The sequence below is a fragment of the Streptomyces sp. NPDC002577 genome (assembly GCF_053594815.1).
The window spans coordinates 244,078-270,337 of the sequence record NZ_JBSFWK010000003.1 but is presented as its reverse complement, the minus strand read 5'-3'; the positions used below and the strand labels follow the sequence as shown (position 1 = coordinate 270,337).

Below are 26,260 nucleotides of genomic sequence, written 5' to 3'. Positions count from 1 at the left end.
GCGTCGCGTCTATACCGGAGGTGTCGCGAGGCACGGGCCACCCCGGCTGCCGTATCCCGCACTCGTAACCGCACCCGTTCCCGTTCCCGGAGGTGTCGCATGCCAGCGACCCGCACCACGTCCAGCACCCCCCGGCGGTGCTCATGAGCGCCGGCGCCGTCTCCCCGGCGGTGACCAAGGCCGCCGACGCCCTGGTGGAGGCCACTCGTACGGGCGTCGTGTGCCCGCCGGTGCGCACCCTCTTCGCCGACGGCGACGTCGAGTCCGCCTACGCCGTGCAGCGGCTGAACGTCGAGCGCGGTGTGGCCGCCGGCCGCCGTATCGTCGGCCGCAAGATCGGTCTGACCTCGCCGGCCGTCCAGGCCCAACTCGGCGTCGGCCAGCCGGACTTCGGCGCGCTGTTCGCGGACATGGCCGTCGCCGACGGCGGCACGATCGAGGCCGGGCGGCTGCTGCAGCCCAAGGTGGAGGCCGAGGTCGCTCTCGTCCTCGGCGCCGACCTGCCGCACCGCGACTGCACCGTGGCCGATGTGATCCGCGCGGTCGACTTCGCGCTGCCGTCCCTGGAGATCGTGGACAGCCGTATCGCGGGCTGGGACATCACCATCGTCGACACCGTCGCCGACAACGCGTCCTGCGGTCTGTTCGTGCTCGGCGGCACGCCCGTACCGCTGTCGCAGGTGGACCTGCGCGGCGTCCGGATGTCGATGACCAGCGGCGGCAAGACGGTCTCCGAGGGCACCGGCGCCGACTGCCTGGGCGGTCCGCTCAACGCCGCCGTGTGGCTCGCCTCCACCCTCGCCGCCATGGGCGACCCGCTGCGCGCCGGCGACGTCGTCCTGACCGGTGCGCTCGGCCCGATGGCCGTCGCGGCGCCCGGCGACGTGTTCGAGGCATCCATTTCCGATCTGGGCACGGTCCGGGTCGCGTTCGCCCCCGAAGGAGACAACCGGTGAGCACCACCTCCCCCGCACCCGGCGCCCGCACGAAGGTGGCCGTCATCGGCTCGGGCAACATCGGCACCGACCTGATGATCAAGGTGCTGCGTCTGTCCGAGACCCTCGAGATGGGCGTGATGGTCGGTATCGACCCCGAGTCCGACGGCCTGGCCCGCGCCCGCCGCTTCAAGGTGGCCACGACCCACGAGGGCGTCGACGGGCTGGTGAAGATGGACGAGTTCGCCGATGTGGAGATCGTCTTCGACGCCACGTCGGCCGGTGCCCACCGCTACAACGACAAGGTGCTGCGCGACCTCGGCCGCACCGTCATCGACCTCACCCCGGCCGCCGTCGGCCCGTACGTGGTGCCGCCGGTGAACCTCGAGGAGAACCTGGACGCCGGCAACGTCAACATGGTCACCTGCGGCGGGCAGGCCACCATTCCGATCGTCGCCGCGATCTCGGCCGTGACCCCCGTGCACTACGGCGAGATCGTCGCCTCCATCTCGTCCCGCTCCGCGGGTCCCGGCACGCGGGCCAACATCGACGAGTTCACCGAGACGACCTCCTCGGCCATCGAGAAGGTCGGCGGTGCCGCCCGCGGCAAGGCGATCATCATCCTCAACCCGGCCGAGCCGCCGCTGATCATGCGCGACACCGTGCACTGCCTGGTCTCGGAGTGCGACCAGGAGGCGGTCACCGCCTCCATCGAGGAGATGGTCGGCCGCGTCCAGGGCTACGTGCCCGGATACCGCCTCAAGCAGAAGGTGCAGTTCGACCGCGTCGCGGCCGACGACCCGCTGCGCGGACTCCTGCCGGCCGACGCCGCCGGCACCGACGCGGTGCGGGTGACGGTGTTCCTCGAGGTCGAGGGCGCCGCCCACTACCTGCCGTCGTACGCCGGAAACCTCGACATCATGACCTCGGCCGCGCTGCGCACCGCGGAGCGCATGGCCGCACAGAGCAAGGTGGCAACCCGATGACCGCGACCGACTCCACCGCACCCGCCCTGTACATCCAGGACGTGACCCTGCGCGACGGCATGCACGCCGTCCGGCACCGCTACACCGTCGAGCAGGCCCGCACGATCGCCGCCGCCCTGGACGCGGCGGGCGTCGCCGCCATCGAGATCGCCCACGGCGACGGCCTGTCCGGCTCCAGCATCAACTACGGCGTGGGCGCCCACACCGACTGGGAGTGGATCGAGGCCGTCGCGGACGTCTCCCGCACCGCGATCCCGACCACCCTGCTGCTGCCCGGCATCGGCACCCTGCACGACCTCAAGCAGGCCCACGCGCTGGGCATCCGCTCGGTGCGCGTCGCGACGCACTGCACCGAGGCCGACATCTCCGCCCAGCACATCGCCGCCGCGCGCGAGCTGGGCATGGACGTCGCCGGGTTCCTGATGATGTCCCACATGGCGGAGCCGGCCGAGCTCGCCCGCCAGGCCAAGCTGATGGAGTCGTACGGCGCGAACTGCGTGTACGTCACCGACTCGGGCGGCCGCCTCACGATGGACGGCGTACGCGAGCGCTTCCAGGCCTACCGCGACGTGCTGGACCCGGCCACCGAGCTGGGCATCCACGCCCATCACAACCTGGCCCTCGGCGTGGCCAACAGCGTCGTCGCCGTGGAGAACGGCTGCACGCGCGTCGACGCCTCGCTGGCCGGCCAGGGCGCGGGTGCGGGCAACTGCCCGCTGGAGGCCTTCATCGCCGTCGCCGATCTCATGGGCTGGAAGCACGGCTGCGAGCTGTTCCCGCTCATGGACGCGGCCGACGACATCGTCCGTCCCCTGCAGGACCGCGAGGTCCGCGTGGACCGCGAGACGCTGAGCCTCGGCTACGCGGGCGTGTACTCCAGCTTCCTGCGCCACGCGGAGGCCGCGGCCGCCCGCTACGGCCTCGACACCCGCGCCATCCTGGTCGAGGTCGGCCGGCGCGGCATGGTCGGCGGCCAGGAGGACATGATCACGGACGTCGCGCTGGACCTGGCTGCGCGCACGACCGCGCAGGTCTGATACGACAGGTCTGAACCTCCCCCATTGCCGTAAGGGCATGGGAGGTACCCCCAGGCGGGCCGGTGGGCGACATGGCGTCCACCGGCCCGCCGTCGCGTTCAGGCCCGGCCGTTCTCCCGGTCCCGGTCCAGTCGCAGGTTCCACCGCCCGGCGCGGCCGGTGAGCGTGACCGTCGACAGCGGCCGGACGTCGATGTTCCAGTACGTCGACGGGGGCGCCTTCAACGCGTAGACGAGGGCCGCGCGGACGACCGCGGGCTCGGCCACCACGACGATCCTGCTGCCGTCGTCCGCGGGCCGGGTGTCCAGCCAGCGGCCGACGCGGGAGATGAACGCGAGCAGGGACTCGCCGCCGTGCGGTGTGGAGCGCGGGTCGGCGAGCCATGCGTCGACCGCTGCCGGTTCCCGGGCCGTCACCTCGGAGAGGGTGCGGCCGCGCCATCGGCCCATGTCGCAATCGCGCAGGGCGGGCTGGGCCAGTGGCGTCAGGCCGAGGACGTCGCCCGTGGTCCGGCTGCGCGGAGTGGGCGAGCAGTAGCGCAGCTCGGCAGCCGCGAGCGGCATCAGGGCGGGGGCGGCGAGCTGCACCTCGTACCAGCCCTCCCGGTCGAGCGGCCGGTCGTCGTCGAAACGCTCCGCGAGCAGCGGGGAACTGCGTGCGGCAGCGATGAGCGTGAGCCGAACCTGCATGCGGTGATCGTGGTGGGCCGGATTCCCCAGGTCAAGGCCTCACGTTCCGCGCACGCCCCGGCACTCCTGCCACCCCGGCCGTTCGTGCGCCCCTGCGCCTCACTGGAGGACCTCGTCACAGGCGCGTCGCAGCCTGCGCACCCCCTCCGTGATCTCCGCCGTCCCCGCGACGCCCGCGAAGCTCAACCGCAGGTGGGCGGCGGGGGGTTCGGCGCAGAAGTAGGGGCGGCCGGGGGTCACGGCGACGCCCGCGCGGAGGGCGCCCGCCACCAGGACGGATTCGTCCGTGCCGTCGGGCAGGCGGAGCCACAGGTGGTAGCCGCCGGACGGGATGTGCGGCAGGGCGAGTTCGGGCAGGTGCAGGCGCAGCTCGCCGTCATCGTGTCGCGGCGGTTCTTCAGTTCGGCGGCCACGGACCGAAGGTGGCGCGGCCACGCGGGCGAGCCGACGAGCTCCAGCGCCGCCTCCTGCATCGGGCCCGGCACGAAGAACGTGTCGACGACCTGGATGGCGCGCAGCCGCTCCAGGACCGGGCCCCGGGCGGCGAGGGCGCTGACGCGGAAGCTCGGCGAGGTGGCCTTGGTCAGCGAACAGACGTGCACGACGACGCCGTCCGGATCGTCGGCGGCCAGCGGCCGGGGAAGCGGTCCCGCGTCCTCGTGGACGAGGCGGCGTGCGAAGTCGTCCTCGACGACGAACGCGCCCGCTTCCCGGGCGATCCGCAGTACCTCGCCGCGCCGCTCGGGGGCGAGCACCGCGCCGGTCGGATTCTGGAACAGCGGCTGGCAGACGAACACGCGGGCGCCCGTGGCCCGGAAGGCCTCGGCGAGCAGTCGCGGCTTGACGCCGCCGGAGTCCACCGGGACCGGCACCGGGCGCAGTCCGGCCGCGCGGGCGATGGCCAGCATGCCGGGGTAGGTGGGCGACTCCACGAGGACCGGCGCGCCGGGTGGGGCGAGCGCCCGCAGCGCGGTGGTCAGCTGGCGGGCGCCGCCGCGGTGATCGCGTTCACCGTGCAGCAGAGCGGCGGCGCGCTCACCACCGCTGATATGTATCTCTTCGGTGCCCTGCTGATCTGTGCCGCCGGCTACACCGAGGGCGGCCGGCTGGCCCGCGTGATGCCCGGCTGGCAGGTCGTCGGCTGGGCGCTGATCCTGTGCCTGCCGCTTGCCGTGCCCGGCGCGCTGGCCGCGCTCGCGTACGAGCCCGTCCATCTCACGGCGCACAGCGTGGCAGGAGTGCTGTGGGTGGCGGCCGGATCGCAGTTCCTGGGCCTGGTGGTCTGGTACCGGGGTATGGCCGCGATCGGCATCCCCAAGGCCAGCCAGCTGCAGCTCGCGCAGCCGCTGCTCACTCTTTTCTGGTCGGTGTTCCTGCTCGGCGAGCGGCTCACGCCTGCCGCCCCGCTCACGGCCGTCGCCGTGCTGGTGTGCATCGCCGTCACCCAAAGGGCGCCCGCCCGACAGGTCCAAGCACGGCACCCGGACGTAGACTGACGAGCACGGACACGCCACGGAACGCTGGCCCCGGACGGGACTCCCGACAGACCGCCCTGCTTTCGACGGGCCGGCCGAGGGCGCTCCCCGACGGGACGAGGAGGTCACTCCGATGCGCGCAACTCAGGGCGACCATCTGGTGGTGCACGGCAGGATCGTCGGGCAGCACGACAAAGTCGCGGAGATTGTCGAAGTACTGGGCGCGGACGGCAACCCGCCTTACCGCGTCAAGTTCGAGGACGGGCACGAGGCCGTGATGTCGCCGGGCCCCGACTCCGTCGTACAGCACAAGGAATCGACACAGCAGTAGCCCTCGGCACTGCGCAGGACCCGGGGCGGTGGCTCAGCGCGGCGCACGGGCCCGCAGGGGGTAGTGGTCGCGGACGACGCGCGCCATGGCGCCGATCCTGTCCGTGGCCACATCCTTGGCCGCGAAGAACACATGCCCGCCCACCTCGCGGAAGCCGTTGGCGAAGGTCACGTGCCGGGAGAGTTCGTCCGGGTTCTGCCACGCCGCGGGCTGCGCCGGGTCCCCGGCCCTGTACAGCGCCTCCCCCACGTACAGCCGCACGCCCGTTCCGCGGACCACCGAGGCCCACCACGGCACGAGCTCGGTGTAGTCCGCGGCGGCGAAGCCGATGTGCCAGTACAGCTGTGGGCAGATGTAGTCGATCCAGCCGTTGCGCACCCATTTTCGGGTGTCCGCGTGCAGATCGTCGTAGGTCTGCACGCCGGCCTGGGTGTCCGACCCGAGCCGGTCGGTGCTGCGGTTGCGCCACACCCCGAACGGGCTGATGCCGAAGCGGACGCCCGGCCGGACCTGCTTGATCCGCGCCGCCATACCGCGGACCAGCCGGTCGGTGTTGTCGCGCCGCCACGCCGCACGGTTCGGAAAGCCCGCGCCGTAGCGCCGGTAGGCCGCGGCGTCGTCGAAGACCTGACCGGCCACCGGATAGGGGTAGAAGTAGTCGTCCCAGTGCACGGCGTCGACGGGGTAGCGGCGTACGGCGTCGAGCATGGCGGTCTGCACGAAGTCCCGGACCTCGGGCAGCCCCGGGTTGTACATCAGCTTCCCGCCGTACTTCACGACCCAGCCCGGGTTCTGCCGCGCGGGATGCCTCGGGGACAGGCGCGTCAGATCCGCGTGGTTCGCCACCCGGTAAGGGTTGAACCAGGCGTGCAGCTCCAGGCCGCGCCGGTGCGCCTCCGTGACGGCGGTGCCGAGCGGGTCCCAGCCGGGGTGCCGCCCCTGGACCCCGGTCAGGGACGCGGACCAGGGCTCGTACGGCGACGGCCAGAACGCGTCCGCAGTGGGCCGCACCTGGAGGATCACGGTGTTGAGCCGGCGGCTCACCGCCGTGTCGAGATGCTTCAGCAGCTCGGTACGCTGCTGGGCGGCGCTGAGGCCGGGGCGCGAGGGCCAGTCGCGGTTCGAGACCGTCGCCAGCCACATGCCCCGCATCTCCGTGGACGCCTGCACGGAGGAGCCGGGGCCGCCGCCCGGTGCCGCCGCCGTCCCCGCGGCGTCCGACGCGCTCGCCAGGCCCGTGAGAGCCGCCGCGGCACCGGCCGTGAATCCCCTGCGTGTCATACGTCGCATCTGCCCGCCCTCCGTGCAATGTGTCGGCCGTGCCTCCCCCAGTGCCTCAAGGGCCTGGGAGGTACCTCCAGGTCCACCCGGCCCGGGGCCCGACCCCGCCCCGCCGGGCAGCGGCGGTTCCGGAGTAACGTGCATGGCCGAGGCAGGCCCCACAGTATGGAGGCGCTGCCGCCCGAAGATGAGCGAAAGGCACAAGGTGACGGACCCTATGGGGGATATTGCACGCGTCGGTGTGGTGGGCTGCGGCCAGATGGGGGCGGGCATCGCCGAGGTGTGCGCCCGCGCCGGGCTGGACGTCAAGGTCGCGGAGACCACGGGCGAGGCCCTCGAGATCGGCCGCACCCGGCTGTACACCTCGCTCTCGAAGGCGGCCGAGCGCGGCAAGATCACCGAGGAGGAGCGGGACGCCACTCAGGCGCGGCTGAGCTTCACCACCGACCTCGGCGAGTTCGCCGACCGGGACCTGGTGATCGAGGCGGTCGTCGAGAACGAGCAGGTGAAGACGGAGATCTTCCAGGTGCTCGACCAGGTGGTGACCCGCCAGGACGCCATCCTCGCGTCCAACACCTCGTCGATCCCGCTGGTCAAGCTGGCCGTCGCGACCTCGCGGCCCGACCATGTCATCGGCATCCACTTCTTCAACCCGGCACCCGTGCAGAAGCTGGTAGAGCTGATCCCCGCGCTCACCACCTCCGAGGGCACCCTCGGCCGGGCGCAGCTGCTGGTCGAGAAGGTGCTGGGCAAGCACGCCATCCGCGCCCAGGACCGCTCGGGCTTCGTGGTCAACGCCCTGCTCATCCCGTATCTGCTCTCCGCGATCCGGATGTTCGAGTCGGGGATCGCCAGCCGCGAGGACATCGACAACGGCATGGAGCTGGGCTGCGCCCACCCCATGGGTCCGCTGAAGCTGTCCGACCTGATCGGCCTGGACACCGTGGCCTCGGTGGCCGACTCGATGTACGAGGAGTACAAGGAGCCGCTGTACGCCGCTCCCCCGCTGCTGCAGCGGATGGTCGACGCGGGCCGGCTGGGCCGCAAGACGGGGTCGGGCTTCTACACGTACGGCTGACCCCCGCGTACCCCTGACGTCGCAACAGGGTGTGACGCTCACTCTTTGTAGCTGATTCGGGCCCGGTGCTCTCCTGAGCGCCGGGCCCGAACCGTTCACACACCGTGTGCGCACCGGGCCCGCATATGCCCCTCGCACACTCTCCCGCCGCATACACCAGGCGGGTTGACTTTCCGTGCGCTTGCAAGGGATGTGCCGACTACGGAAAGGAGCGCACACGTGACCACCGACCCCGAGCATCCCGTGGTCCCGGAGGAACTCGCGGAGTTACGCCGCTGCCTCGAGGTGGGCCTGGCCCGCGTCGACGGCGGACTGGCGTTGCTCACGCAGCGCGACGAACAGAGCGTCAAGGATCTGGACGACCTGACCGCCCGGATCGCCGCCCTCGAACACGCCCGCTGGCCCCTGCCCGCCGTCGCCGCCCTCGCCACGGTCGGAGCAGTGGCGGTGGCGGTCTGGCAGGCCCTCGGCCACTAGGACCGGCCCTCGGGCACATGCGGTGAACCGTCGTGGCCGAGCCTGAGGTGGTGCAGGAGCATCAGCGCCGCCGCCATGTTGGCGGCCGGGACCTCGCCGCGGGCGACCATGTCGGGGACGAGTTTGAGCGGGACCCACTCACGCCGGTCCGACTCGAAGGCGTCCACGGGATGTCCGGTGTACGCGCCCTCGTCGGCCCAGTAGATGTGGTGCACGGCGTCGGTGAGCCCGTTGGAGGGCTCCACGCTCATCAGGTGCCGCAGCGGGCCGGGCCGCCACCCTGTCTCCTCCTCGAGTTCGCGGGCGGCCGCGTGGGCGATGTCCTCGCCGTCCTCGACGACGCCCGCGGCGAGTTCCCAACCCCAGCTGTCGGTGATGAAGCGGTGCCGCCACAGTAAAAGAACCTCGTTGGCCTCGTTGACGACGGTGGCCACGGCCACGGGCCGCAGCCGGATCAGGAAGTGGTCGAGGTGCCGGCCGTCCGGCAGCTCGACATCCGCGAGATTGACGCTGAACCAGCGGTTTTCATAGACAGTCTGTTCGCTCTGTTTCGTCCACTGCACGGTTCTGCCACCTTCCACCGAGTAGATGGCAATATCGCAGCAGGAGCGTGCGCACAGCAGGGCCGGTGGGCCCTTTCCAGGAGCGGTACGCGCGCCGGTGGGACGGTGTCTAGAGCGGTACGCGCAGTGCGCCGTCGATGAGTTCGGCCGCTTCGGCGGTGCTCGCGCAGCCGCTGCTCACCAGTTGTGCGCGTACCGCGCGGAGTCTGTCGCGCAGCCGCTGGGACTCCATTCCCCTGGCTCGTTCGGCCATTTCCACCGCTGTGGCAGCCGCCCGGTCGGCGTTGCCCCGGCGCAGTTCGATGTGGCTCAGCATGGCCAGCCGGTGGACCCGGCCCCGGTCGTGGGCGGGGTTCTCCACCGCGGCCGCCGCGTGCTGCCACGCCGCCGCGATGTCGCCGAGGCTGAGGAGCGCCTCCGCCACCTGTACGTTGACCAGGCCCGGCTGGACGTAGCCGGTCTCGTCCGGCTCGTGGCCGCGGTGGATGCGTTCGGCCGCCGATTCGGCACGCCGGATGCAGGCCAGTGCGCTGTTGCCGTCGCCGAGGTGGGCGTACGCCTTGGCCTGCATCGCGTAGAGGTCGGAGGCGAGCGCCGGGGTGATGTGCCGGCCAGCCGCGCGCAGCGCGGCCTCCGCGAAGGCCACGGCCTGGCGGTACTCGCGCATGAACAGCGACTGGTTGACGAGCAGGGCGATCACATAGGCGCCGAGCCCCCGGTCCCCGCTCGCCTTGGCCAACCGCAGGGCCTGGTGGAAGTAGCGCTGGGCGAGGCCGTGCGCGTCCGAGTCGTAGGCGCAGATGCCCGCGATGGCCACCAACCCGCCTGTCGCACGGTGCAGTTGGCGCCCGGTGGCGTCGGTGTACCTGCCGCGCAGCAGCGGCGCGGCCTCGGCGTTGAGGAAGCCGACGATACGGGCGCGGGTCGCGACGCCGCCCGCCTTGCGGTACAGCTGCTCGTAGTGCGCCCGGGCAGCGCGCAGCATGTCGATGTCGGCCGTGCTGACCGGGTGCAGGCCGCCGCGCGAGACGTCGACGTCCTCGGGCGGGTTCTCCCATTCCCATACGGGCATGACCGCGGGCGTGCCGGTGACGGCGGGCGCGCCGAGGATGTGCGACCGCTGCTGTTCGTCGGAGCGCCACAGGGCCGTGGCCCGGTCGACGAACCCGGAGAGCGTGCTGCCGCTCACCACGGCCGGTCTGCCCGGTACGCCGAGTCCGATGTCGTCGAGGGTGACGGGGCGCCGCAGCCGGGCGGCGAGGACCTCGCAGATCAGGTCGGGCACCTGGCCGCGCGGCCGCTGGCCCTTCAGCCAGCGGGCGACCGCGGTGTGTTCGTATCTGAGGGCGACGCCGCGCGCCTTGCCGGCCTGGTTGACGTGGGCGGCGAGCCCCGCATGGGAGATGCCGGCCTCGTCGAGAATCGCGTCGAGCAGGGTGTTGGGCTGCATCGATGCCCTCCGGTGGCTCGGTGCCGACAGCGCTGCGTCTGCCCGGAGAGCCCGTCACCGGCGGCGCCGCGGGGCCCGGGCCCCAGCCCGACAGCAGGGCGTCCGTCTTGCACGGCAGGTTAGCGCGCTGACGCCCCTCGTGACCCTGAAGGAGTGCGGACTGGGCCCTGCGGACTTCACACGGGGTGTGAACGGAGTGCCCGCGTCCGGGGTGGTGTGCACCCTGTTCCGGCCACTTTCGACTCGCTTGACTGGAATGCCTCGAAAGAGGCCGGCCGGGCCGCCGGCTCCCCCTCGTACAGTGCGGCGGCCCGCCTTCGCGCCGTCCGCCCGTGCCGACTGCCCGACACTCCGCGGCAGGGCGGACGGCGCGCGCCGTGTCAAAGAGCCCGCTCCGCGTGATGCGCGGACACGGCCCCGCGACCGGCAGGCCGACGGCGGCGGAGCGTTACACGCGTCTCACCTGGCGGGCCGCGCGGGGGCGCGGCTCCCGGCAGTGAGGCCGGGCCTGGGCGTGCGTGACGGGCGTTCCTGGGAAGCGGGCGCACAGGCACAGGAAGCCTGCTCGCCGGAACAGCCTGCCTCGGGAGCCGGCCCGCCCGAGGCCGGCCGGCCCGGGACCGGATGCTTCGGCGCCCGACCGCGCTCGTTGCACACCACCAGAAACGCCGCGTCGTCGGCCGGTCCCCCGCGGGAGTGCTGCAGCAACCGCGTGTACACCGAACCGATCACGGCCTGCGGCGAGACCTGCCCCGCCACCGCTTCGGTGAGCACGGTCCGCAGGGGGAAGAACGTGCCGGCCGCGTCACGCGCGTCCTCCACGCCGTCGGTGTGCAGAAACAGCATCTCGCCCGGCAGCAGCCGTCCACACCGCTGCAAGGGCAGCTCGTCCGGCAGCGGAAACGGCCCGAGCGGCGGCATCGGCTCCCCACCGACGACAGGCTCCACCCGGCCGCCCGCGCCTGCACCGGGCTCCGGGGAGCCGTTCGACGCGGCCGTCTCCTGGTCCCCGCCGCGCAGCACGTACGGCCATGGATGGCCGCAGTTGAGGGCGACGATCTCGCCGTCCCGGCGGATCTCCAGGAGCAGTACGGTGGCGAACTCCTCCGCGGCCGGGCCGTCGGGTTCCATCGCGCCGGGGGTGCCGAAGCCCGGGGCGGCGGCGGGCCCGGACGAGGGGTGCTCGGCCCGCGCCCGCTCACACAGGTGCCGGGCCATCGCACGTTCCAGCCGGCGCATCACGGAGGCGAGTTCGGGCTCGTCGTGCGCCGCCTCGCGGAAGCTGCCGAGCAGCGCGGCGACGGTCCCGATCGCGCCGAGGCCGTGTCCTCGTACGTCGCCCATGACGACCCGCACTCCGTGCTCGGTCGCCATCACCTCGTACAGGTCGCCGCCGACCATGGCACCGCGGTCCGCGCAGAGCCGGCCGGCCGCGAGGGCGAGGCCGTCGATACGCGGCGGCAGGGGACGCAGCAGTACGTTCTGCGCGGCGCCCGCCACCTTGCGGGCCTGGCGCAACTCGCGCAGCAGTGTGCGGCGTACGTGCGCTATCAGCGTGATGCCAATGGTGAAGAAGACGGCGCTGGAGACGATCCGCGCCCCGAGGCCGCTCTGCTGGGCGAGCGGGCAGGTGAGTTTGTACAGGATGGCGAGGGCGCCCCATGTCATCGGCAGCCCGAGCGTGAGGGCCCGGCGGATCCAGTGCGAACGGCCGGGCGTCAGGCGGGCGCGGCCCGTGGCCCAGGGGGCCGCCGGGGACCCTGCCGCGGAGGGAGCTCCGGCCTTGACACGGATCATGGCGCCCCCTGGGTCTAGGACCTTGTTCCCGCGGTCTGCCTCACGATGAACTGCCGTGCCCCGGAGGCGGCATGCCCCTCCGCTCGGCCCGGGGATCGCCTGGGAAGAGCGCAGCAGCGAGCAGGCCGTCTCCGCGGCCGGACAGATTCTTTCGACCGGCTGCCGGGACCGAGGCTCCTCGCCCCGACTTCCCACCCGAATGAGTGAGGGGCGCATCCAGTCTCTGGATACGCCCCTCACCAGGGACTATGCACGTGGCACTGCCCACGTGCGCAGTGCCTACGCCCCGCGCAGCACCGCCCCGGTGCGCTCGGCCGCCAGCGCGACAGCCGCGTCACGGGCCGCCGAGGCCTCCTCGACGGTCAGCGTGCGGTCGGCGGCGCGGAAGCGCAGCGCGTATGCCAGGGACTTCTTGCCCTCGCCGATCTGCTCGCCGGTGAAGACGTCGAACAGCCGGATGGACTCGAGGAGTTCACCCGCGCCCTCGCGCAGCACGGCCTCGACCTCCGCCGCGGGGACGGACGTGTCGACGACCAGAGCGACGTCCTGGGTGGCGACCGGGAAGGTGGAGATGCCCGGCGCCTGCGGGGTGCCGTCGCCCGCCTGCTCCAGGGCGTCCAGGTCGAGCTCCATCGCGCAGGCGCGCGCGGGCAGGCCCAGGGCCTTGACGACGCGCGGGTGCAGCTCGCCCGCGTGGCCGACGATCCGCTCGGCGCCGTCGACGGTGATCGCCAGCTCGGCGCACCGGCCCGGGTGCCACGGACCGTACTGGCCCTGGCGCACGATCAGCTCGGCGCCCGTCTCGCGGGCCACCGTCCGGGCGGCCTCGACCGCGTCGGCCCAGTCCGCCGGGCGGCCCTGGCCCCACCAGCCGGCCTGCTCGCGGGCGCCCGCGAGGACGACGGCGACGTGGCGCGGCTGCTCGGGCAGCGCGGCGTTCAGCTCCGCGAGCTCCTCGTCGGTCGGACGCCGGTCGACGGGCAGAGCGGCGGCGACACGCTGCTCCTCGCGCGGGTGGAACACCAGACCGGTCTCGAACAGCGCGAGGTCGTGCGCGCCCCGGCCGTCGTTGCGGCGCAGGGCGGCGAGCAGGCCCGGCAGCAGCGACGTACGGAGCGCGGGCTCCTCGTCGTTGAGCGGGTTGGTCAGCTTGACGACACGGCGGTTCGGGTCGTCGGCGTCGAGGCCGAGCTGGTCGAAGATCTGCTCGCTGATGAACGGGTAGTTCGGCGCCTCGACGTAGCCGGCCCCGGCCAGGGCCCGGCCGACGCGGCGGTGCAGGCGCTGCCGGTGGGTCAGGCCGCGGCCCGACGGGGGCTTGGGCAGCGTGGAGGGCAGGTTCTCGTAGCCCTCCAGGCGGATGACCTCTTCGGCCAGGTCGTTCGGGTCGGTGAGGTCGGGCCGCCAGGACGGGACGGTGACGATCAGCTCGTCCTGCCCGTACACGTCGCAGCCGATCTCCTGCAGGCGGCGCACGACGGTCTCACGGCCGTAGTCGACGCCCGCGACCTTGTCCGGGTGGTTCGCCGGGATGGCAATCGTGCGCGGCGCGGACGGCGCGACGACCTCGGTGACACCGGCTTCGGCGGTGCCGCCCGCGAGCAGCACCAGCAGGTCGACGGTGCGCTGGGCGGCGGCGGCCGCGGCGAGCGGGTCGACGCCGCGCTCGAAGCGACGGGACGCCTCCGACGACAGCTTGTGGCGGCGGGCCGTACGGGCGATGGAGACGGCGTCGAAGTGCGCGGCCTCGATGACCACGTCGGTCGTCGAGTTCTCGGTGTCGTCGTGGTCGGCGATCTCGGTGTTGGCGCCGCCCATGACACCGGCGAGGCCGATCGGCCCGCGCTCGTCGATGATCACCAGGTCTTCGGCGTCGAGCGTGCGCACGACGCCGTCGAGGGTGGTGAGCTTCTCGCCCGGCTCGGCCCGGCGCACGCCGATCGTGCCCTGGACGAGCGAGCGGTCGTACGCATGCAGGGGCTGGCCGAGCTCCATCATCACGTAGTTGGTGACGTCGACGGCGAGCGAGATCGGGCGCATGCCGACCTTCTGCAGGCGCCGCTGCAGCCAGATCGGGGAGCGCGCCTCCGGGGCGAGGCCCGTGACGGTGCGGGCGGTGAAACGGTCGCAGCCGGTGGGGTCGGAGACCTGCACCGGGTAGCCGAACGCGTTGGGGCCCGGGACGTCGAGCAGCGCCGGGTCGCGCAGCGGAATGCCGTAGGCGATGGCGGCCTCGCGAGCGACGCCGCGCAGCGAGAGGCAGTAGCCGCGGTCCGGCGTGACGGCGATGTCGAGGACCTCGTCGACCAGCTCGAGCAGCTCGATGGCGTCCTTGCCGATCTCGGTCTCCGGCGGCAGGACGATGATGCCCTTGGAGCCGTCGTCGCCCATGCCCAGCTCGTCGCTGGAGCAGATCATGCCGTGCGAGGTCTTGCCGTAGGTCTTGCGGGCGGAGATCGCGAAGCCGCCGGGCAGCACGGCGCCCGGCAGGACCACGACGACCTTGTCGCCGACGGAGAAGTTGCGGGCGCCGCAGACGATCTCCTGGGGCTCGCCCGTGCCGTTGGCCTGGCCGACGTCGACGGTGCAGAAGCGGATCGGCTTCTTGAAGCCCTCCAGCTCCTCGATGGTCAGCACCTGGCCGACGGCGAGCGGCCCCTTGAGGCCGTCGCCGAGCTGCTCGACGGTCTCGACCTCGAGACCGGCCGCAATGAGCTTGGCCTGGACGTCGCGCCCGGTCTCAGTCGCCGGCAGGTCGACGTACTCCCGCAGCCAAGAAAGCGGGACCCGCATCAGATCTCCATCCCGAACGGCCGGGTGAACCGGACGTCACCCTCGACCATGTCTCGCATGTCTTCGACGTTGTGGCGGAACATCAGCATCCGCTCGATGCCGAACCCGAAGGCGAAGCCGCTGTACTTCTCCGGGTCGACGCCGCAGGCGACCAGCACCCGCGGGTTGACCATGCCGCAGCCGCCGAGCTCGATCCAGCCCTCGCTGGAGCAGGTGCGGCAGGGCCGGTCGGGGTTGCCGACGGACTCGCCCTTGCAGACGTAGCAGAGCATGTCCATCTCGGCGGACGGCTCGGTGAACGGGAAGAAGTTCGGCCGCAGCCGGGTCTTCATGCCCTCGCCGAACAGCGACTGGACCATGTGGTCCAGCGTCCCCTTGAGGTCGGCCATGGTCAGGCCCTCGTCGATGGCGAGCAGCTCGACCTGGTGGAAGACGGGGGTGTGCGTGGCGTCCAGTTCGTCGGTGCGGTAGACGCGGCCGGGGCAGATCACGTAGACCGGCAGCTCGCGGTCGAGCAGGGAGCGGATCTGCACGGGCGACGTGTGGGTGCGCAGCACGACGCCGGACTCGGTGCCGCCGTCAGGACCCTGGACGAAGAACGTGTCCGCCTCGCCGCGCGCAGGGTGGTCCGGGCCGATGTTCAGCGCGTCGAAGTTGAACCACTCGGCCTCGACCTGCGGGCCCTCGGCGACCTCGTAACCCATGGCCACGAAGATGTCCTCGATGCGCTCGGAGAGCGTGGTCAGCGGGTGACGCGCGCCCGCGGGCGTGCGGTCGTGGGGCAGCGTGACGTCCACGGCCTCCTCGACCAGCACGCGCGCGTCGCGCTCGGCCTCGAGCTCGACCTGGCGGGCGGCGAGCGCCTTGCTGACGGCGCCGCGGGCCTGCCCGACGCGCTTGCCGGCGTCGGCCTTGGCGTGCGGCGGAAGCGCGCCGATCTCGCGGTTGGCGAGGGACAGCGGGGACGTGCCGCCGGTGTGGGCGACCTTCGCCTCCTGGAGCTGCTCGAGGTCGCCGGCGGCCGCGAGGGCGGCGAGCGCCTCGTCCCGCATGCGCTCGATCTCTTCCGGTTTCAGTGCCTCGACCTCGACTGGGTCGTACGACTTGTTCGGTGCCGACATCTCTTCCCGTGCTTCCGGTTGGCTGGCTGAAGGCCCCGTTCCGACTCGGGGGCGCTGTCGCCCAGGAACGCGGACACAAACGTGCCAATGGCCGAGTCTAACGGGGGTGAGGTGTGCGAATGAGCCCGCGGGCGGCTGGATCCGGCTCAGAGCAGATAGGCCGGGGTGCCCACGGGCAACGTAAATCGGAACTGGGCGCCACCGCCGGGCGCGCGCCCGACCGTGATGGTCCCGCCGTGGACCTCGACGATGCCCTTGACGATGTACAGGCCCAGGCCGGTCCCGCCGCGCTTGCTGCCCCGCCAGAAGCGGGTGAAGACGCGGCCCATCGACTCCTCGGGGATGCCGGGACCTTCGTCGCTCACGGTGACTGCCGTTCCTGCCGACTGGTTCTTGAGGGGCGCGGACGCCACCTCGATGGTGACGGTTCCCTCGCCGTGCCGCACCGCGTTTTCCAGCAGGTTGCTCAGCACTTGGTCGATCTTATCGGGGTCGGCCCACAGATCGGGCAGCGGGTGTTCGATCCGTACGAGGAAACGGTCGGCGGACTGGCCCGCGGCGACGTGCGACTGGATGTGGCGGGCCACCGCCGCCCCGATGTCGACGGGCTGCCGGCGAACCTCCAGCCGGCCGGAGTCGATCCGCGAGATGTCGAGGAGCTCGGCGATCAGCCGTGTGACGCGGCTGGCGTCGGCGTCGACGGTCTCCAACATCAGCCGCTTCTGGTCGTCGGTGAACCGCTCCCACTTGGCCAGCAGCGTCGCCGTGAAGCCCTTCACGGAGGTGAGCGGCGAGCGCAGCTCATGGGCGACGGTCGCTATCAGCTCGGCGTGGCTGCGCTCGGTGCGGCGGCGCGCCTCGGTGTCGCGGAGCGAGACGACGACGCGGCGCACGGGTCCGGTGGGCGCGGTGCGCACGTACCGCGCGCAGACCAGGACCTCGCGGCCGCCCGGCAGCAGCAGATTGCGCTCGGGCTGCCCGACGCGGGTGGCGAGGCCGCCGTACGGATCGGTGAGCTGCCACCAGCGGCGGCCTTCGAGATCCTCCAGCGGGAGGACGTGCTCGAGCGGGCGGCCGATGGCGTCGGAGCGCCGAACGGCGGTGATACGGGAGGCCGCGCGGTTGAAGCAGATGACGCGGCCGTTCTCGTCGGCGACGACGAGGCCGTCGGGCAGGTCGTCGGGGACGATTCCCAGGTTCTCCAGGTCGTCCAGGTCGTGCAGGTCGTGCAGGCCGTCCGGGTCGTCCGGGCCGCACGAAGAAGGAGCGAAGGCCCTTCCTGCCTCCGCCGCCCTGCCTGTGCCGACAGCCATCCCCGTACCCCACCTCTCGAACCGGCGGCGGGGGTACCTCCCTGCTCCGGGGGTACCTCCCAGGCCCTTGAGGCATGGGAGGAGAAGCCGAGAGCTTGGGGGGGAGGCCCCCGAGTGCGTCACCCTACTAGGCGTCGGTTACAGGGCGACACCCTGTGACGGCGCGCCGTGCGATTGCGCCGACGTCGCGCAGGCGCCCCCGTTTCCTCAGTGAACCGTCCCGGGCGCCGTGGCACGGCACCCTCCGGTGGCCCGCTGCGCGCGTGCGGAGGCATAGAGACAGACGGCCGCGGCGGTCGCGAGGTTCAGGCTCTCGGCTTTTCCGTGGATCGGCACGCGGACGACGGCGTCGGCGAGGGCGCGGGTCTCCTCCGGCAGGCCCCAGGCCTCGTTGCCGAAGACCCAGGCGGTGGGGCCGCCCATGGTGCCATGGTCGAGCTCGGTGTCGAGGTCGTGCTCCCCCGCGCCGTCGGCGGCGAGGATGCGTACGCCCGCGTCCTTGAGGCCCTGGACGGCCCGGTCGACGGGCACTCCGACCGCGACGGGCAGATGGAACAACGAACCGACGGAGGCGCGCACCGCCTTCGGGTTGTACAGGTCCACGGACGCGTCGGTGAGGACGACGGCGTCGGCTCCCGCGGCGTCCGCGCACCGCAGCACCGTGCCGGCGTTGCCGGGGTCCCGGACGTGCGCGAGGACGGCGACGAGCCGGGGCCGGGCCGCGAGGATGTCGTCGAAGTCCGTGTCGAGGAACCGGCACACCCCGACGAGGCCCTGCGGGGTGACCGTTGTCGAGATCTCGCCGATCACCTCGTCGGCCGCCAGATGTACCCGGGCCCCGGCGGCCCGTGCGTCCCCGACGATGTCGGCGTACCGCTCGGCGGCCTCGGGGGTGGCGAACAGCTCGACGAGCGCTGGCCCCTCGTCCGTCCGGTACCTGACCGCCTCCCGCACGGCCTGCGGCCCCTCGGCGAGGAACCGCCGCTCCTTGCCGCGGAAGTTGCGCCTCGCCAGCCGCCTGGCGGCGGAGACACGCGGCGAGCGCGGGGAGATCAGCTCGGGGCCGGACATGGACTCACTTTCGGGTACGGAACTGTGGGCACCGTTGTGGGCAGTCGTTCCTCCCCCAGTGCCTTAAGGGCCTGGGAGGTACCCCCAGGGCTGGGGGCACCTCCCAGCGGTAGCTGGGGGAGGGTGGGCACAACCCACGACGCACGGTGCCTCTTGCGGTGAGAGGGACCGGGCTGACCGGGGCCGGACACAACCGGACCCGCAGGCCCAAGGCCTGCGGGTCCGTTAACGCTGGGGGCGGCGAGCCGTCAGGCCGCCGTCTTCGGCGCGTTGACGTCGCTCGGCAGCGCCTTCTGCGCAACCTCAACGAGCGCGGCGAACGCACCGGCGTCGTTGACGGCCAGCTCGGCGAGGATCTTGCGGTCCACCTCGACGCCCGCAGCCTTCAGGCCCTGGATGAAGCGGTTGTAGGTGATGCCGTTGGCGCGGGCAGCGGCGTTGATGCGCTGGATCCACAGCTGACGGAAGTCGCCCTTGCGCTTCTTGCGGTCGTTGTAGTTGTAGACGAGGGAGTGGGTGACCTGCTCCTTCGCCTTGCGGTAGAGGCGCGAGCGCTGACCGCGGTAGCCGCTGGCCTGCTCGAGGATCGCCCGGCGCTTCTTGTGGGCGTTGACTGCCCGCTTGACGCGTGCCACTTCTTAACTCCTTGTAGCGGGGCCGTGGTGTGTCGTCACACGGCCCGGTATCGAATGGGTCCCGGTCCTGGCGTCATACGGCCCCCGCTCGCCGGGGGCCACGACGTCACTTGCCGAGAAGCTTCTTGATCTTCTTGGCGTCGCCCGGGGCCATCTCGGCGTTGCCGGTGAGGCGACGCGTCAGACGGGACGACTTGTGCTCGAGCAGGTGGCGCTTGCCGGCGCGCTCACGGAGCACCTTGCCGGAGCCGGTGACCTTGAAGCGCTTGCTGGCACCGCTGTGCGACTTGTTCTTCGGCATAGCGCCGTTCTCTCCTCGTCAGTGGCGCTCCGATGCCCGGTCTTTCAACCGGGCATGCGGGAGCGTCAGATGTATCGGTTGACATCCCTGGACTGGCGCCCCGGGACGCTTGGACCCCCGGGACTGGCGTCCTGGGATCAGGCCTCGGCGGAAGCCTCGGCCGGGGCCTCGGCGGGCTGCTCGTCGGCGGCGTTCTGCGAACGGCCGGGGTTGGCCTTCGCCTCCGCCTTGCGGGCCGCCTGGGCCTCGCGGGCCTCGGCCATCGCTTCGGTCTTCTTCTTGTGCGGCCCGAGGACCATGATCATGTTGCGGCCGTCCTGCTTCGGGTTCGACTCGATGAAACCGAGGTCCTGGACGTCCTCCGCGAGGCGCTGCAGCAGCCGGTAACCCAGCTCCGGCCGGGACTGCTCGCGGCCACGGAACATGATCGTGATCTTGACTTTGTCGCCCTGCTTGAGGAACCGGACGACATGACCCTTCTTGGTGTCGTAGTCGTGCGGGTCGATCTTCGGCCGGAGCTTCATCTCCTTGATGACCGTGTGCGCCTGGTTCTTGCGCGCCTCACGGGCCTTCATGGCCGACTCGTACTTGAACTTCCCGTAGTCCATGAGCTTGCACACGGGCGGACGGGCGTTCGCCGCGACCTCGACCAGGTCCAGGTCGTACTCCTGCGCAAGCTCCAGGGCCTTGGCAAGCGGGACAATCCCGACCTGCTCGCCGCTGGGACCGACAAGTCGCACCTCGGGAACGCGAATCCGGTCGTTGATGCGGGGCTCGGCGCTGATGGATCCTCCTCGGTAGCACCGCGCGACAGTCTGGCGGACAGCCGCGTAACGTCTGTGTTCGTTGGACCTAACCGCGCCGGCGCACGAAAAATGCCCCGGACGATCACATGCGGGGCTCCTTGCACAACCGGAGCACCGTCGCGAGACCGCGGGGCGCATCGGACGGACATCACCAAAAGGCGGACCGTCTGACCGGTGACCCGCCGCCCGCGAGGGCGGTCAGGTGGGAGTTCGGAGCCTCCACTTTGTGGGTCGGGCACGTCGGTGTCCGACCGGTCATTACGCAAGGCTATCAGCTCTGCGGGTACGGGGCTAATCACCCCGCACCGGACTTCCGAGGACGCACTCCGGGGACCTGAGATCTCACTGTGGGCTTCCGTGCCCTCACCGCGGGCTCCCGCAGACGGGGGCCGGCGCGGCTGGGCCTATCGTGTGGGGCATGAACGACGCGACCCCCCCGACCGACGCCTCGGCGCCTGCCGACTCCGCGGTGGCTGCCACCTCTCCGGTGACGGCCGAGGAGACCCCCGATTTCGACGCCCTGACCCGCGACATCGCGGAGGTTCCCGCGGTCGAGGTGATCGTGACGGTCGCGGTCAACCTGATGAGCGCCGCCGCCGTGAAACTCGGCCTCACCGAGGACGGCGACGAGCACAAGGACCTGGACGAGGCCCGCAAGCTGGTGCACGCGCTGGCCGGTCTGCTCGACGCGAGCACGACGGAGATCAGCTCCTTCCACGCCGCTCCGCTGCGCGACGGGCTGAAGTCGCTGCAGCTGGCGTTCCGCGAGGCTTCGCTGGTACCGGACGAGGTGGGCAAGGGCCCGGGCGAGAAGTACACGGGTCCGGTCTTCGGCTGAGTCGTCGGTCCCGTACGACGTAGACGTCAGACGCACACCCGCATACGCGCGTCAGGAACGCACAAAGAGGGGCTCGCCCGGTGGTGTCGTCCCGGTCGGCAGCACTGCCAGATCGAGGCCGCGGACCAGGCGGGCCCTCAGTGTGTCGTCGGCTGCCAGGCGCTCGGCGACGCGGCGGACCGCCTCGGCCGGGGCGGCGGCGGGATCGAGGACGAGGGCGAGGGTGCCGTCGGCGCTGCCGGGGCCGAGGTGGGCACGGAGAACCGCGGGCTCGGCGGCGACGGCGGCGCGCACCGCTTCGGTGACGGCGGGGTCGGCGAGCGGATCGGTGCTGGTGCGCCCCTCGGCGAGGGCGAGCAGGGCGGCTCCGGTGAGCTCGTACGGTACGGGGCCCGCGAGGTCCAGCACGATCGTGTCGGCCTTTTCGTGGGCCGCGGCCTGGAGCGCCTGATGCAGGGGGACGGCGACGGGTCGGGCGGCCGGGTCCCACCGGGCCAGGGACTCGGTGGACGTGAAGGCGGGCAGCGCGGTGCGCGCGCCCGCCTTGAGCGTGGGCACGGCCATGTCGCTGGTCTTCTCGCGGCGCAGACCGTTCTCGTCCTCCTCGACCTCACCGAGGATGGCGACGACGGGGACCAGGAGCCGGGCGCCCTTGAGGGCCTCCAGTACCGGCTGCTCGGCCGTCCGGTCCTCGGCCCAGACGGCGAGCGCGGCGCTCAGCGCGGGGTCGGCCGAGCCGTCGTCGTCGGAGAAACCGGGGTCCGGGATGTTCTTGTTCGCCACGGTCACGACCCTATCGACCCGTCGGACGCCGCCCGTAGGCGGCATATCGCCGGCTTGCTCCGCCGCCCCCTCGGCAGGCGGTCTTCAAGACGGTCTTCATGGTCTTCACAGTGCACGCTGAGATTCGTCTTACCGTCCGCACAGGGCGACCGCAGAGCATCCAGGCATGCATCGGCACATACGCATGGTCTGCGCCACCACCGCCCTGGTCGGATCGCTGGCGGGCTGCAGCTCGGTCCTCGACGCGGTCGGTATCGCGCACTCCGTGACTGCCACATCGTCGGCGACGGTCCCCGTGACGGCGTCGGCCGATCCGTCGCCGTCGCAGACCCCGACCGAGGAGCCCACGGTGGACCCCGACGACGCGCTCGCCGAGGCGCTCGCGGACGTGCTGCCGGATCCTGACGGAGACGCGCGGCTGTCCGTCGCGGTCACCGCGCTGGACAGCGGCGACGTCCAGGCATCGGCGGACGACGGCGGTGACGGCGGTGACGGCGGCAGCGTCAGCAGTGCCGCGGTGTACGCGGACGGCTCGACGTTCGACACCGCGAGCATCGTCAAGGTCGACATTCTGGCGGCGCTGCTGCTGCAGGCGCAGGACGCGGGGCGGCACCTGACGACGCAGGAGCGCACGTACGCGACGGCGATGATCGAGAACAGCGACAACGCGTCGGCGACGGCACTGTGGCAGGTGATCGGCGGCGCCGACGGGCTGAACGCGGCCAACAAGCGGCTGGGGCTCACCTCGACGGTGGCCGGTGTGAACGGCCGCTGGGGTCTTACGCAGACGACGGCGGACGACCAGGTGGCGCTGTTGCGGGCGGTGTTCGGGGCGGCGGACTCGACGTCGTCCGCCGGCACGTCGTCCGAGTCGTCGTCCAGCTCCTCCTCGGAGCTGACCGAGGCATCGCGGGCGTACATCCAGGAGCTGATGGGGAAGATCGCCACGGATCAGGACTGGGGTGTCTCGGCCGCGGCCGGCTCCGGGTGGGCGCTGAAGAACGGCTGGCTGCAGCGCAGTACGACCGCGCTGTGGGACATCAACAGCATCGGGCGGGTCACGGTGGACGGCCGGCAGTACCTGGTCGCCGTCCTTTCGGGCGGCAACGCGTCCAAGGAGAAGGGTGTCTCCCTGGTCGAACGGGCGGCGAAGGCGGCGGTCTCGGCGGCCGCGGAGCTGGACGCGTAGCGCCTGCGGCGCGCTTGGCCCGACTGCCGGGCGCACGCGCCACGCACCCGCTCGGCGGCCCGGGTCAGCTCAGGCGGATTCCTCGCCGCCCCCGCCACAGCACGACCGCCGCCGCCAGCAGCACGGCGCCCAGGCCGGCCGCGAGCGGGCCGGCCCAGTCGGCCGGGCCGTCGCCGGAGCCGGAGTCGGTCGGGCCGGGGCCGAAGTACTTCTTTCCGTAGGCCGCCGCGCGCAGGTCGTCCTTCGGGAGGTCGGCGCCCTCGCGGATGGCGGCGGCGGGGTCGACGATGCCGTAGCCGCGGGAGTCGTCGCGGCCGCCGGCCGGGGAGTCGCGGGCGGTGTCCTCGAGGAGCTGTTTGATCTGGGCGGGGTCGAGGCCGGGGTGGGCGGCGCGGACGAGCGCGACGGCGCCCGAGACGAACGCTGATGCGGCGCTCGTGCCCCAGAGCTCGTAGTACCTGCGGTCCGGGTCGGCCCCGACGACGTCGAAGCCGGGCGCGCCGACGGTCGCGTACCAGCGGCGGGTGGAGAAGGACGCGCGTGTGCCGTAGCGGTCGACGGCGGTCACGGCGATCACGCCGGGATATGCGGCGGGGTACGAGATGTGGTCGCCCTTCTCGCCGCCGTTGCCTGCGGAGGCGACGACGACCACGCCCTTCTTCAGCGCGTACTGGACGGCGGCGTCCTCGGAGGGCTCGGGGTGGGCCGACTTGGAGTCGTCGCCCAGCGAGAGGTTGATGACGTCGGCGCCGTGGTCGGCGGCCCAGCGGATGCCCTCCGCGAGGGCGTCGCCGCGGGTGGCGCGCGCCCTCTTCCGGGCCGGGTCGCCGTCCTCGAGGATCACCCGGACCGGGAGGATCTTGGCCTCCGGGGCGACGCCGAGCACGCCGTCGGCGTTGCCCGGGCCGTGTCCGTGGCCCGCGATGATCCCGGCCATGCCCGTGCCGTGGTTGGCCCAGGTCTCGTCGCCGCGCTGCGCGCCGAAGCCGACCAGGTCCTTGCCCTTGAGGACGTTGCCCACGAGATCGGGGTGGGTGGCGTCCACACCGGTGTCCAGTACGGCGACGGTGATGCCCTTGCCCTTCGTCGTACGCCATGCCTGCTGGGTGTGGAGCGCGTCCAGGCCCCATTGCCGTGCGCGGATGGCGTCGGCGTGGGCGGCGGTGGCGGGCAGCAGCGCGAGCGCGAAGGCGAGGGGGGCGGCCAGGAGGGCGTGCCCGATGCGCTTCATGAGTGTTTCTCCGTGGCCGCGGTGACGGTTTTCCGCAGGCTCCGCTCGACACGGTCGGCGAGGCCCTTCGCCTCGTGGCCGAGGCCCGCCTGGGCGGGGGCGGTGGTGGCGCCGGCCTTCATGGCGTCGGCGGCGGGCTGCGGTTCCTCGACGGTGCGGCCGTCGGCGAAGCCGGAGACCGCGTAGACGACGACCGGGGCGTCGGTGAGCACGGAGACGGTCCAGGACGCCCGCTGGTCGTCGCCGAAGTCGTCGGCGACGGTGCCCTTCGCCGCGTACGGCCGGGGCATCAGGTCCGTGCGCCGGTCGAGCCCTTCGTCCTCGAAGCGGGTGTGCAGCGCGCGCATGCCCGCGGCGTCGGCCTTGGTGAACAGCAGGCCGACGGTCGTGACGTTGCTGCGGGTGGCGTCCGTGTAGGTGGCGCGCAGCAGGCGCAGACATCCGACGGGGGCCAGCGCCTTGTGCAGCAGGGGGTCGAAGGCGGTCTTGCAGCCGCTGTCCGGGGCGACGGCGATCCGCGTCCAGACGCGGTCGGCTCCGCCGGGGCCCGCGCCGTCGCCCTTGACGACGGGCGGGAACAGCTGGTCGACGGGGACGCTGTGCCACAGGTCGCCGGCCGCCGCGAAGGAGTTCTGGCTGCCGGCCGCCGCCGAGCTGTCGCCGGTCAGCCAGCTCCCCGTCACGGCACCGCCTATGAGCCCGAGGCCGAGTACGGCGCAGACCACGGCTGCCGCGACCTTCGGCCGGCTCCGCGTCCTGATGGGCCGCGGCGGCGTGGTGTCGTCGTACGCGTCCTGCTGTGCGAAGGCCGCGAACGGCCACCCGGCTCCGTGCCCGAGCGTCGGACCGGCGGCGTGGATGGCGGTTCCGGCGGTGGTGGCGATACCGGAGGGACCCGGAACCGTCGGGAACGCGGCTATGGGCACACCGGCGGCCGGTGTCGTGGCCGAGGACGCGGCCGCCCGGGCCGGTCCGCTCCCCGGGTGGCTGTCGTCCTTGATGGGGCGCAGACGGGCAGTGGTCTCGGCGGGCCGCTCCTCGCGCGCAGCGGACGGCCCTGAACCGGCCGCACCACCCGTCGGCCCGTCGGCCTTGGAAGCAGGGCTCGACGCGAGAGGTCCGGCCGCGTCGTCCACCGCGCCACCGGGCATTCCAGGCCGACCCGGCGTCCGGGCCGGCGGAACCGCCGGACGCCCGGGCGGAGTCGGCGGGGGCGGGGGAACGGCTGCGTCCCGGGTACCGGTGCTCGGGGGTGCGGCAGGCTGCGGCGGTACGACGGGTCGTACGCCATCGGCAGGCGCCGCGCCGTCGGCCCCTGTCCGGGCGCTCCACTCGGCCGGTCTCGGGGCGACCACCGGTCTCGGCGGAACGAGAGGACCGGCGGGCGAGGTGCCCAGGGTGCGCGCGGAACCCGTCGGGGCGGGCACCTCGTCCGGAAGGGGCACGGAACCGGTCCGAGCGGGCACGGCATCCGGAAGGGGCACCCCCCGGGTCGTCGCAGACGACGCATCCGGAAGACGTACCGAACCCGTCGATGTCGGCGCCGCGTCGGAGAAGCGCGCCGAGACGGCCGCAGCGGGCACCGCATCCGGACGGGGCACGGAACCCGACGGCCCATCCGTAAGACGCACCGAATCCGACGGCGCAGGCACCGCATCCGGAAGACGTACCGAACCCGTCGGTGTCGGCGGCGCGTCGGGGAAGCGGGCCGAGGCGGGCGGGGGCGGGGGCTCCGCGGCCGCGGAGCCGGGCCGCGGCAGGGGGGCAGCCGCCGTCCGGGCCGCGCCTCCGGCAGACGTGTTCGTCGAAGTCGAACTCGAACTCGAAGCGTTGTCCGTCGCACGTGACGGGGACGACGCGCCCCCAGTGGCGGCTGCGTCCACCGCCGGCGCTGCATCCGCGAACGTACGGGGAGGTGTCGCCGGGCGTGGCGGGGTAGGGGCGCGTCGTGGTTCGGCGCTCATGCACCCCCCGTTTCCTGGTGCCCGGCCGCGATGCCCGGGCAGACCGGCCGGGGCCGGCCTGTAGCCCCTCAGGCACAGGCGCGTCGCGTTCTCTCCTGCGTTCGCGTCACTCTACG

23 protein-coding genes and 2 pseudogenes are annotated in these 26,260 nt (G+C 72.4%); 9 read left to right on the top strand and 16 right to left on the bottom strand.

Annotated features, from left to right (window positions below; genetic code table 11):
• The first annotated feature begins 143 nt into the window (after positions 1-143).
• From ACWD4J_RS06855 to dmpG, 3 genes are read left to right on the top strand one after another with little or no spacing between them, the layout of a single operon-like run.
• Positions 144-956 (top strand): 2-keto-4-pentenoate hydratase, encoded by an 813-nt coding sequence (locus ACWD4J_RS06855; RefSeq protein ID WP_451394365.1) that lies wholly within the window; start codon positions 144-146, stop codon positions 954-956.
• Entirely contained in the window at positions 953-1,921 is a 969-nt protein-coding gene (locus tag ACWD4J_RS06850; protein WP_451394239.1) for an acetaldehyde dehydrogenase (acetylating), read from the top strand. Before ACWD4J_RS06855 ends, ACWD4J_RS06850 begins: the two co-directional genes overlap by 4 nt.
• Complete coding sequence (dmpG, locus tag ACWD4J_RS06845; RefSeq protein ID WP_451394238.1) at positions 1,918-2,958, top strand: 4-hydroxy-2-oxovalerate aldolase; 1,041 nt, start codon at positions 1,918-1,920, stop codon at positions 2,956-2,958. The genes ACWD4J_RS06850 and dmpG overlap by 4 nt, the downstream gene beginning before the upstream one ends.
• Before the next feature lie 98 nt (positions 2,959-3,056).
• Here dmpG and ACWD4J_RS06840 read toward each other — a convergent pair whose 3' ends face one another.
• Positions 3,057-3,647, bottom strand: coding sequence for a histidine phosphatase family protein (locus ACWD4J_RS06840; protein WP_451394237.1), 591 nt, complete (start codon positions 3,645-3,647; stop codon positions 3,057-3,059).
• Positions 3,648-3,746: 99 nt separating this feature from the next.
• Positions 3,747-4,642 (bottom strand): annotated as a pseudogene (locus tag ACWD4J_RS06835) (aminotransferase-like domain-containing protein); the annotation flags it as partial.
• Between ACWD4J_RS06835 and ACWD4J_RS06830 the strand changes: the two are divergent.
• Together ACWD4J_RS06830 and ACWD4J_RS06825 are read left to right on the top strand one after the other, a co-directional pair.
• Positions 4,625-5,143, top strand: a pseudogene (locus ACWD4J_RS06830) (DMT family transporter); the annotation flags it as partial. The pseudogenes ACWD4J_RS06835 and ACWD4J_RS06830 overlap by 18 nt on opposite strands.
• Positions 5,144-5,255: 112 nt before the next feature.
• Positions 5,256-5,453, top strand: coding sequence for a DUF1918 domain-containing protein (locus ACWD4J_RS06825; protein WP_451394236.1), 198 nt, complete (start codon positions 5,256-5,258; stop codon positions 5,451-5,453).
• A 33-nt stretch (positions 5,454-5,486) separates the two neighbouring features.
• Here ACWD4J_RS06825 and ACWD4J_RS06820 read toward each other — a convergent pair whose 3' ends face one another.
• A complete protein-coding gene (locus tag ACWD4J_RS06820; RefSeq protein WP_451394235.1) occupies positions 5,487-6,743 on the bottom strand; it encodes a glycoside hydrolase family 10 protein in 1,257 nt (418 codons plus the stop codon).
• A gap of 208 nt (positions 6,744-6,951) precedes the next feature.
• Between ACWD4J_RS06820 and ACWD4J_RS06815 the strand changes: the two genes are divergently transcribed.
• Both ACWD4J_RS06815 and ACWD4J_RS06810 read left to right on the top strand, forming a co-directional pair.
• A complete protein-coding gene (locus ACWD4J_RS06815; RefSeq protein WP_451394234.1) occupies positions 6,952-7,812 on the top strand; it encodes a 3-hydroxybutyryl-CoA dehydrogenase in 861 nt (286 codons plus the stop codon).
• 219 nt (positions 7,813-8,031) lie between these two features.
• Positions 8,032-8,289, top strand: coding sequence for a hypothetical protein (locus ACWD4J_RS06810; RefSeq protein WP_451394233.1), 258 nt, complete (start codon positions 8,032-8,034; stop codon positions 8,287-8,289).
• On the opposite strand, the gene ACWD4J_RS06805 is transcribed toward ACWD4J_RS06810, so the two are convergent.
• The 10 genes from ACWD4J_RS06805 to infC all read right to left on the bottom strand — a co-directional run bounded on the left by ACWD4J_RS06805 (position 8,286) and on the right by infC (position 20,118).
• The gene (locus ACWD4J_RS06805; protein WP_451394232.1) at positions 8,286-8,852 is read right to left on the bottom strand and encodes an NUDIX hydrolase; all 567 of its coding nucleotides are present in this window, start codon (positions 8,850-8,852) and stop codon (positions 8,286-8,288) included. The two genes, ACWD4J_RS06810 and ACWD4J_RS06805, sit on opposite strands and share 4 nt — an antisense overlap.
• Before the next feature lie 109 nt (positions 8,853-8,961).
• The gene (locus tag ACWD4J_RS06800) at positions 8,962-10,302 is read right to left on the bottom strand and encodes a transcriptional regulator (RefSeq protein WP_451394231.1); all 1,341 of its coding nucleotides are present in this window, start codon (positions 10,300-10,302) and stop codon (positions 8,962-8,964) included.
• A gap of 459 nt (positions 10,303-10,761) precedes the next feature.
• A complete protein-coding gene (locus tag ACWD4J_RS06795; RefSeq protein WP_451394230.1) occupies positions 10,762-12,099 on the bottom strand; it encodes a PP2C family protein-serine/threonine phosphatase in 1,338 nt (445 codons plus the stop codon).
• Positions 12,100-12,378: 279 nt separating this feature from the next.
• Positions 12,379-14,892, bottom strand: a complete 2,514-nt coding sequence (gene pheT, locus ACWD4J_RS06790) for a phenylalanine--tRNA ligase subunit beta (protein ID WP_451394229.1) — start codon at positions 14,890-14,892, stop codon at positions 12,379-12,381.
• Positions 14,892-16,013 (bottom strand): phenylalanine--tRNA ligase subunit alpha, encoded by a 1,122-nt coding sequence (gene pheS / locus ACWD4J_RS06785; protein ID WP_451394228.1) that lies wholly within the window; start codon positions 16,011-16,013, stop codon positions 14,892-14,894. The genes pheT and pheS overlap by 1 nt, the downstream gene beginning before the upstream one ends.
• 146 nt (positions 16,014-16,159) lie before the next feature.
• The gene (locus ACWD4J_RS06780; protein WP_451394227.1) at positions 16,160-17,326 is read right to left on the bottom strand and encodes an ATP-binding protein; all 1,167 of its coding nucleotides are present in this window, start codon (positions 17,324-17,326) and stop codon (positions 16,160-16,162) included.
• 207 nt (positions 17,327-17,533) lie between these two features.
• Entirely contained in the window at positions 17,534-18,397 is an 864-nt protein-coding gene (locus tag ACWD4J_RS06775) for a TrmH family RNA methyltransferase (RefSeq protein ID WP_451394226.1), read from the bottom strand.
• Positions 18,398-18,645: 248 nt separating this feature from the next.
• The gene (gene rplT / locus ACWD4J_RS06770; RefSeq protein ID WP_351289963.1) at positions 18,646-19,032 is read right to left on the bottom strand and encodes a 50S ribosomal protein L20; all 387 of its coding nucleotides are present in this window, start codon (positions 19,030-19,032) and stop codon (positions 18,646-18,648) included.
• Between the two features lie 106 nt (positions 19,033-19,138).
• Complete coding sequence (gene rpmI / locus ACWD4J_RS06765) at positions 19,139-19,333, bottom strand: 50S ribosomal protein L35 (protein WP_007829094.1); 195 nt, start codon at positions 19,331-19,333, stop codon at positions 19,139-19,141.
• 137 nt (positions 19,334-19,470) lie between these two features.
• Positions 19,471-20,118 carry a translation initiation factor IF-3 gene (infC, locus tag ACWD4J_RS06760; protein WP_451394364.1) on the bottom strand — a complete coding sequence of 216 codons (648 nt, stop codon included), beginning with the start codon at positions 20,116-20,118 and terminating at the stop codon, positions 19,471-19,473.
• 439 nt (positions 20,119-20,557) lie between these two features.
• Between infC and ACWD4J_RS06755 the strand changes: the two genes are divergently transcribed.
• Positions 20,558-20,977: a DUF1844 domain-containing protein gene (locus ACWD4J_RS06755; RefSeq protein ID WP_451394225.1), complete on the top strand. Its 420-nt coding sequence runs from the start codon at positions 20,558-20,560 to the stop codon at positions 20,975-20,977.
• Between the two features lie 51 nt (positions 20,978-21,028).
• On the opposite strand, the gene ACWD4J_RS06750 is transcribed toward ACWD4J_RS06755, so the two are convergent.
• Positions 21,029-21,760 (bottom strand): SseB family protein, encoded by a 732-nt coding sequence (locus ACWD4J_RS06750; protein ID WP_451394224.1) that lies wholly within the window; start codon positions 21,758-21,760, stop codon positions 21,029-21,031.
• Positions 21,761-21,926: 166 nt separating this feature from the next.
• On the opposite strand from ACWD4J_RS06750, the gene ACWD4J_RS06745 reads away from it, so the two are divergent.
• Positions 21,927-22,949 carry a serine hydrolase gene (locus ACWD4J_RS06745; protein ID WP_451394223.1) on the top strand — a complete coding sequence of 341 codons (1,023 nt, stop codon included), beginning with the start codon at positions 21,927-21,929 and terminating at the stop codon, positions 22,947-22,949.
• Between the two features lie 64 nt (positions 22,950-23,013).
• Here the strand turns inward: ACWD4J_RS06745 and mycP are convergent, their stop codons facing one another.
• Both mycP and ACWD4J_RS06735 read right to left on the bottom strand, forming a co-directional pair.
• The gene (gene mycP, locus ACWD4J_RS06740) at positions 23,014-24,180 is read right to left on the bottom strand and encodes a type VII secretion-associated serine protease mycosin (protein WP_451394222.1); all 1,167 of its coding nucleotides are present in this window, start codon (positions 24,178-24,180) and stop codon (positions 23,014-23,016) included.
• Positions 24,177-25,316 (bottom strand): hypothetical protein, encoded by a 1,140-nt coding sequence (locus tag ACWD4J_RS06735; protein WP_451394221.1) that lies wholly within the window; start codon positions 25,314-25,316, stop codon positions 24,177-24,179. Before ACWD4J_RS06735 ends, mycP begins: the two co-directional genes overlap by 4 nt.
• Positions 25,317-26,260 lie beyond the last annotated feature (944 nt).

Bases quoted from the DNA above. Each gene is read 5' to 3' on its own strand.
- ACWD4J_RS06855 (WP_451394365.1), top strand. From the start codon at position 144: ATGAGCGCCGGCGCCGTCTCCCCGGCGGTGACCAAGGCCGCCGACGCC.
- dmpG (WP_451394238.1), top strand. From the start codon at position 1,918: ATGACCGCGACCGACTCCACCGCACCCGCCCTGTACATCCAGGACGTG.
- ACWD4J_RS06840 (WP_451394237.1), bottom strand. From the start codon at position 3,647: ATGCAGGTTCGGCTCACGCTCATCGCTGCCGCACGCAGTTCCCCGCTG.
- ACWD4J_RS06825 (WP_451394236.1), top strand. From the start codon at position 5,256: ATGCGCGCAACTCAGGGCGACCATCTGGTGGTGCACGGCAGGATCGTC.
- ACWD4J_RS06820 (WP_451394235.1), bottom strand. From the start codon at position 6,743: ATGCGACGTATGACACGCAGGGGATTCACGGCCGGTGCCGCGGCGGCT.
- ACWD4J_RS06815 (WP_451394234.1), top strand. From the start codon at position 6,952: ATGGGGGATATTGCACGCGTCGGTGTGGTGGGCTGCGGCCAGATGGGG.
- ACWD4J_RS06800 (WP_451394231.1), bottom strand. From the start codon at position 10,302: ATGCAGCCCAACACCCTGCTCGACGCGATTCTCGACGAGGCCGGCATC.
- ACWD4J_RS06795 (WP_451394230.1), bottom strand. From the start codon at position 12,099: ATGATCCGTGTCAAGGCCGGAGCTCCCTCCGCGGCAGGGTCCCCGGCG.
- pheT (WP_451394229.1), bottom strand. From the start codon at position 14,892: ATGCGGGTCCCGCTTTCTTGGCTGCGGGAGTACGTCGACCTGCCGGCG.
- pheS (WP_451394228.1), bottom strand. From the start codon at position 16,013: ATGTCGGCACCGAACAAGTCGTACGACCCAGTCGAGGTCGAGGCACTG.
- ACWD4J_RS06780 (WP_451394227.1), bottom strand. From the start codon at position 17,326: ATGGCTGTCGGCACAGGCAGGGCGGCGGAGGCAGGAAGGGCCTTCGCT.
- ACWD4J_RS06775 (WP_451394226.1), bottom strand. From the start codon at position 18,397: ATGTCCGGCCCCGAGCTGATCTCCCCGCGCTCGCCGCGTGTCTCCGCC.
- rpmI (WP_007829094.1), bottom strand. From the start codon at position 19,333: ATGCCGAAGAACAAGTCGCACAGCGGTGCCAGCAAGCGCTTCAAGGTC.
- ACWD4J_RS06755 (WP_451394225.1), top strand. From the start codon at position 20,558: ATGAACGACGCGACCCCCCCGACCGACGCCTCGGCGCCTGCCGACTCC.
- ACWD4J_RS06745 (WP_451394223.1), top strand. From the start codon at position 21,927: ATGCATCGGCACATACGCATGGTCTGCGCCACCACCGCCCTGGTCGGA.
- mycP (WP_451394222.1), bottom strand. From the start codon at position 24,180: ATGAAGCGCATCGGGCACGCCCTCCTGGCCGCCCCCCTCGCCTTCGCG.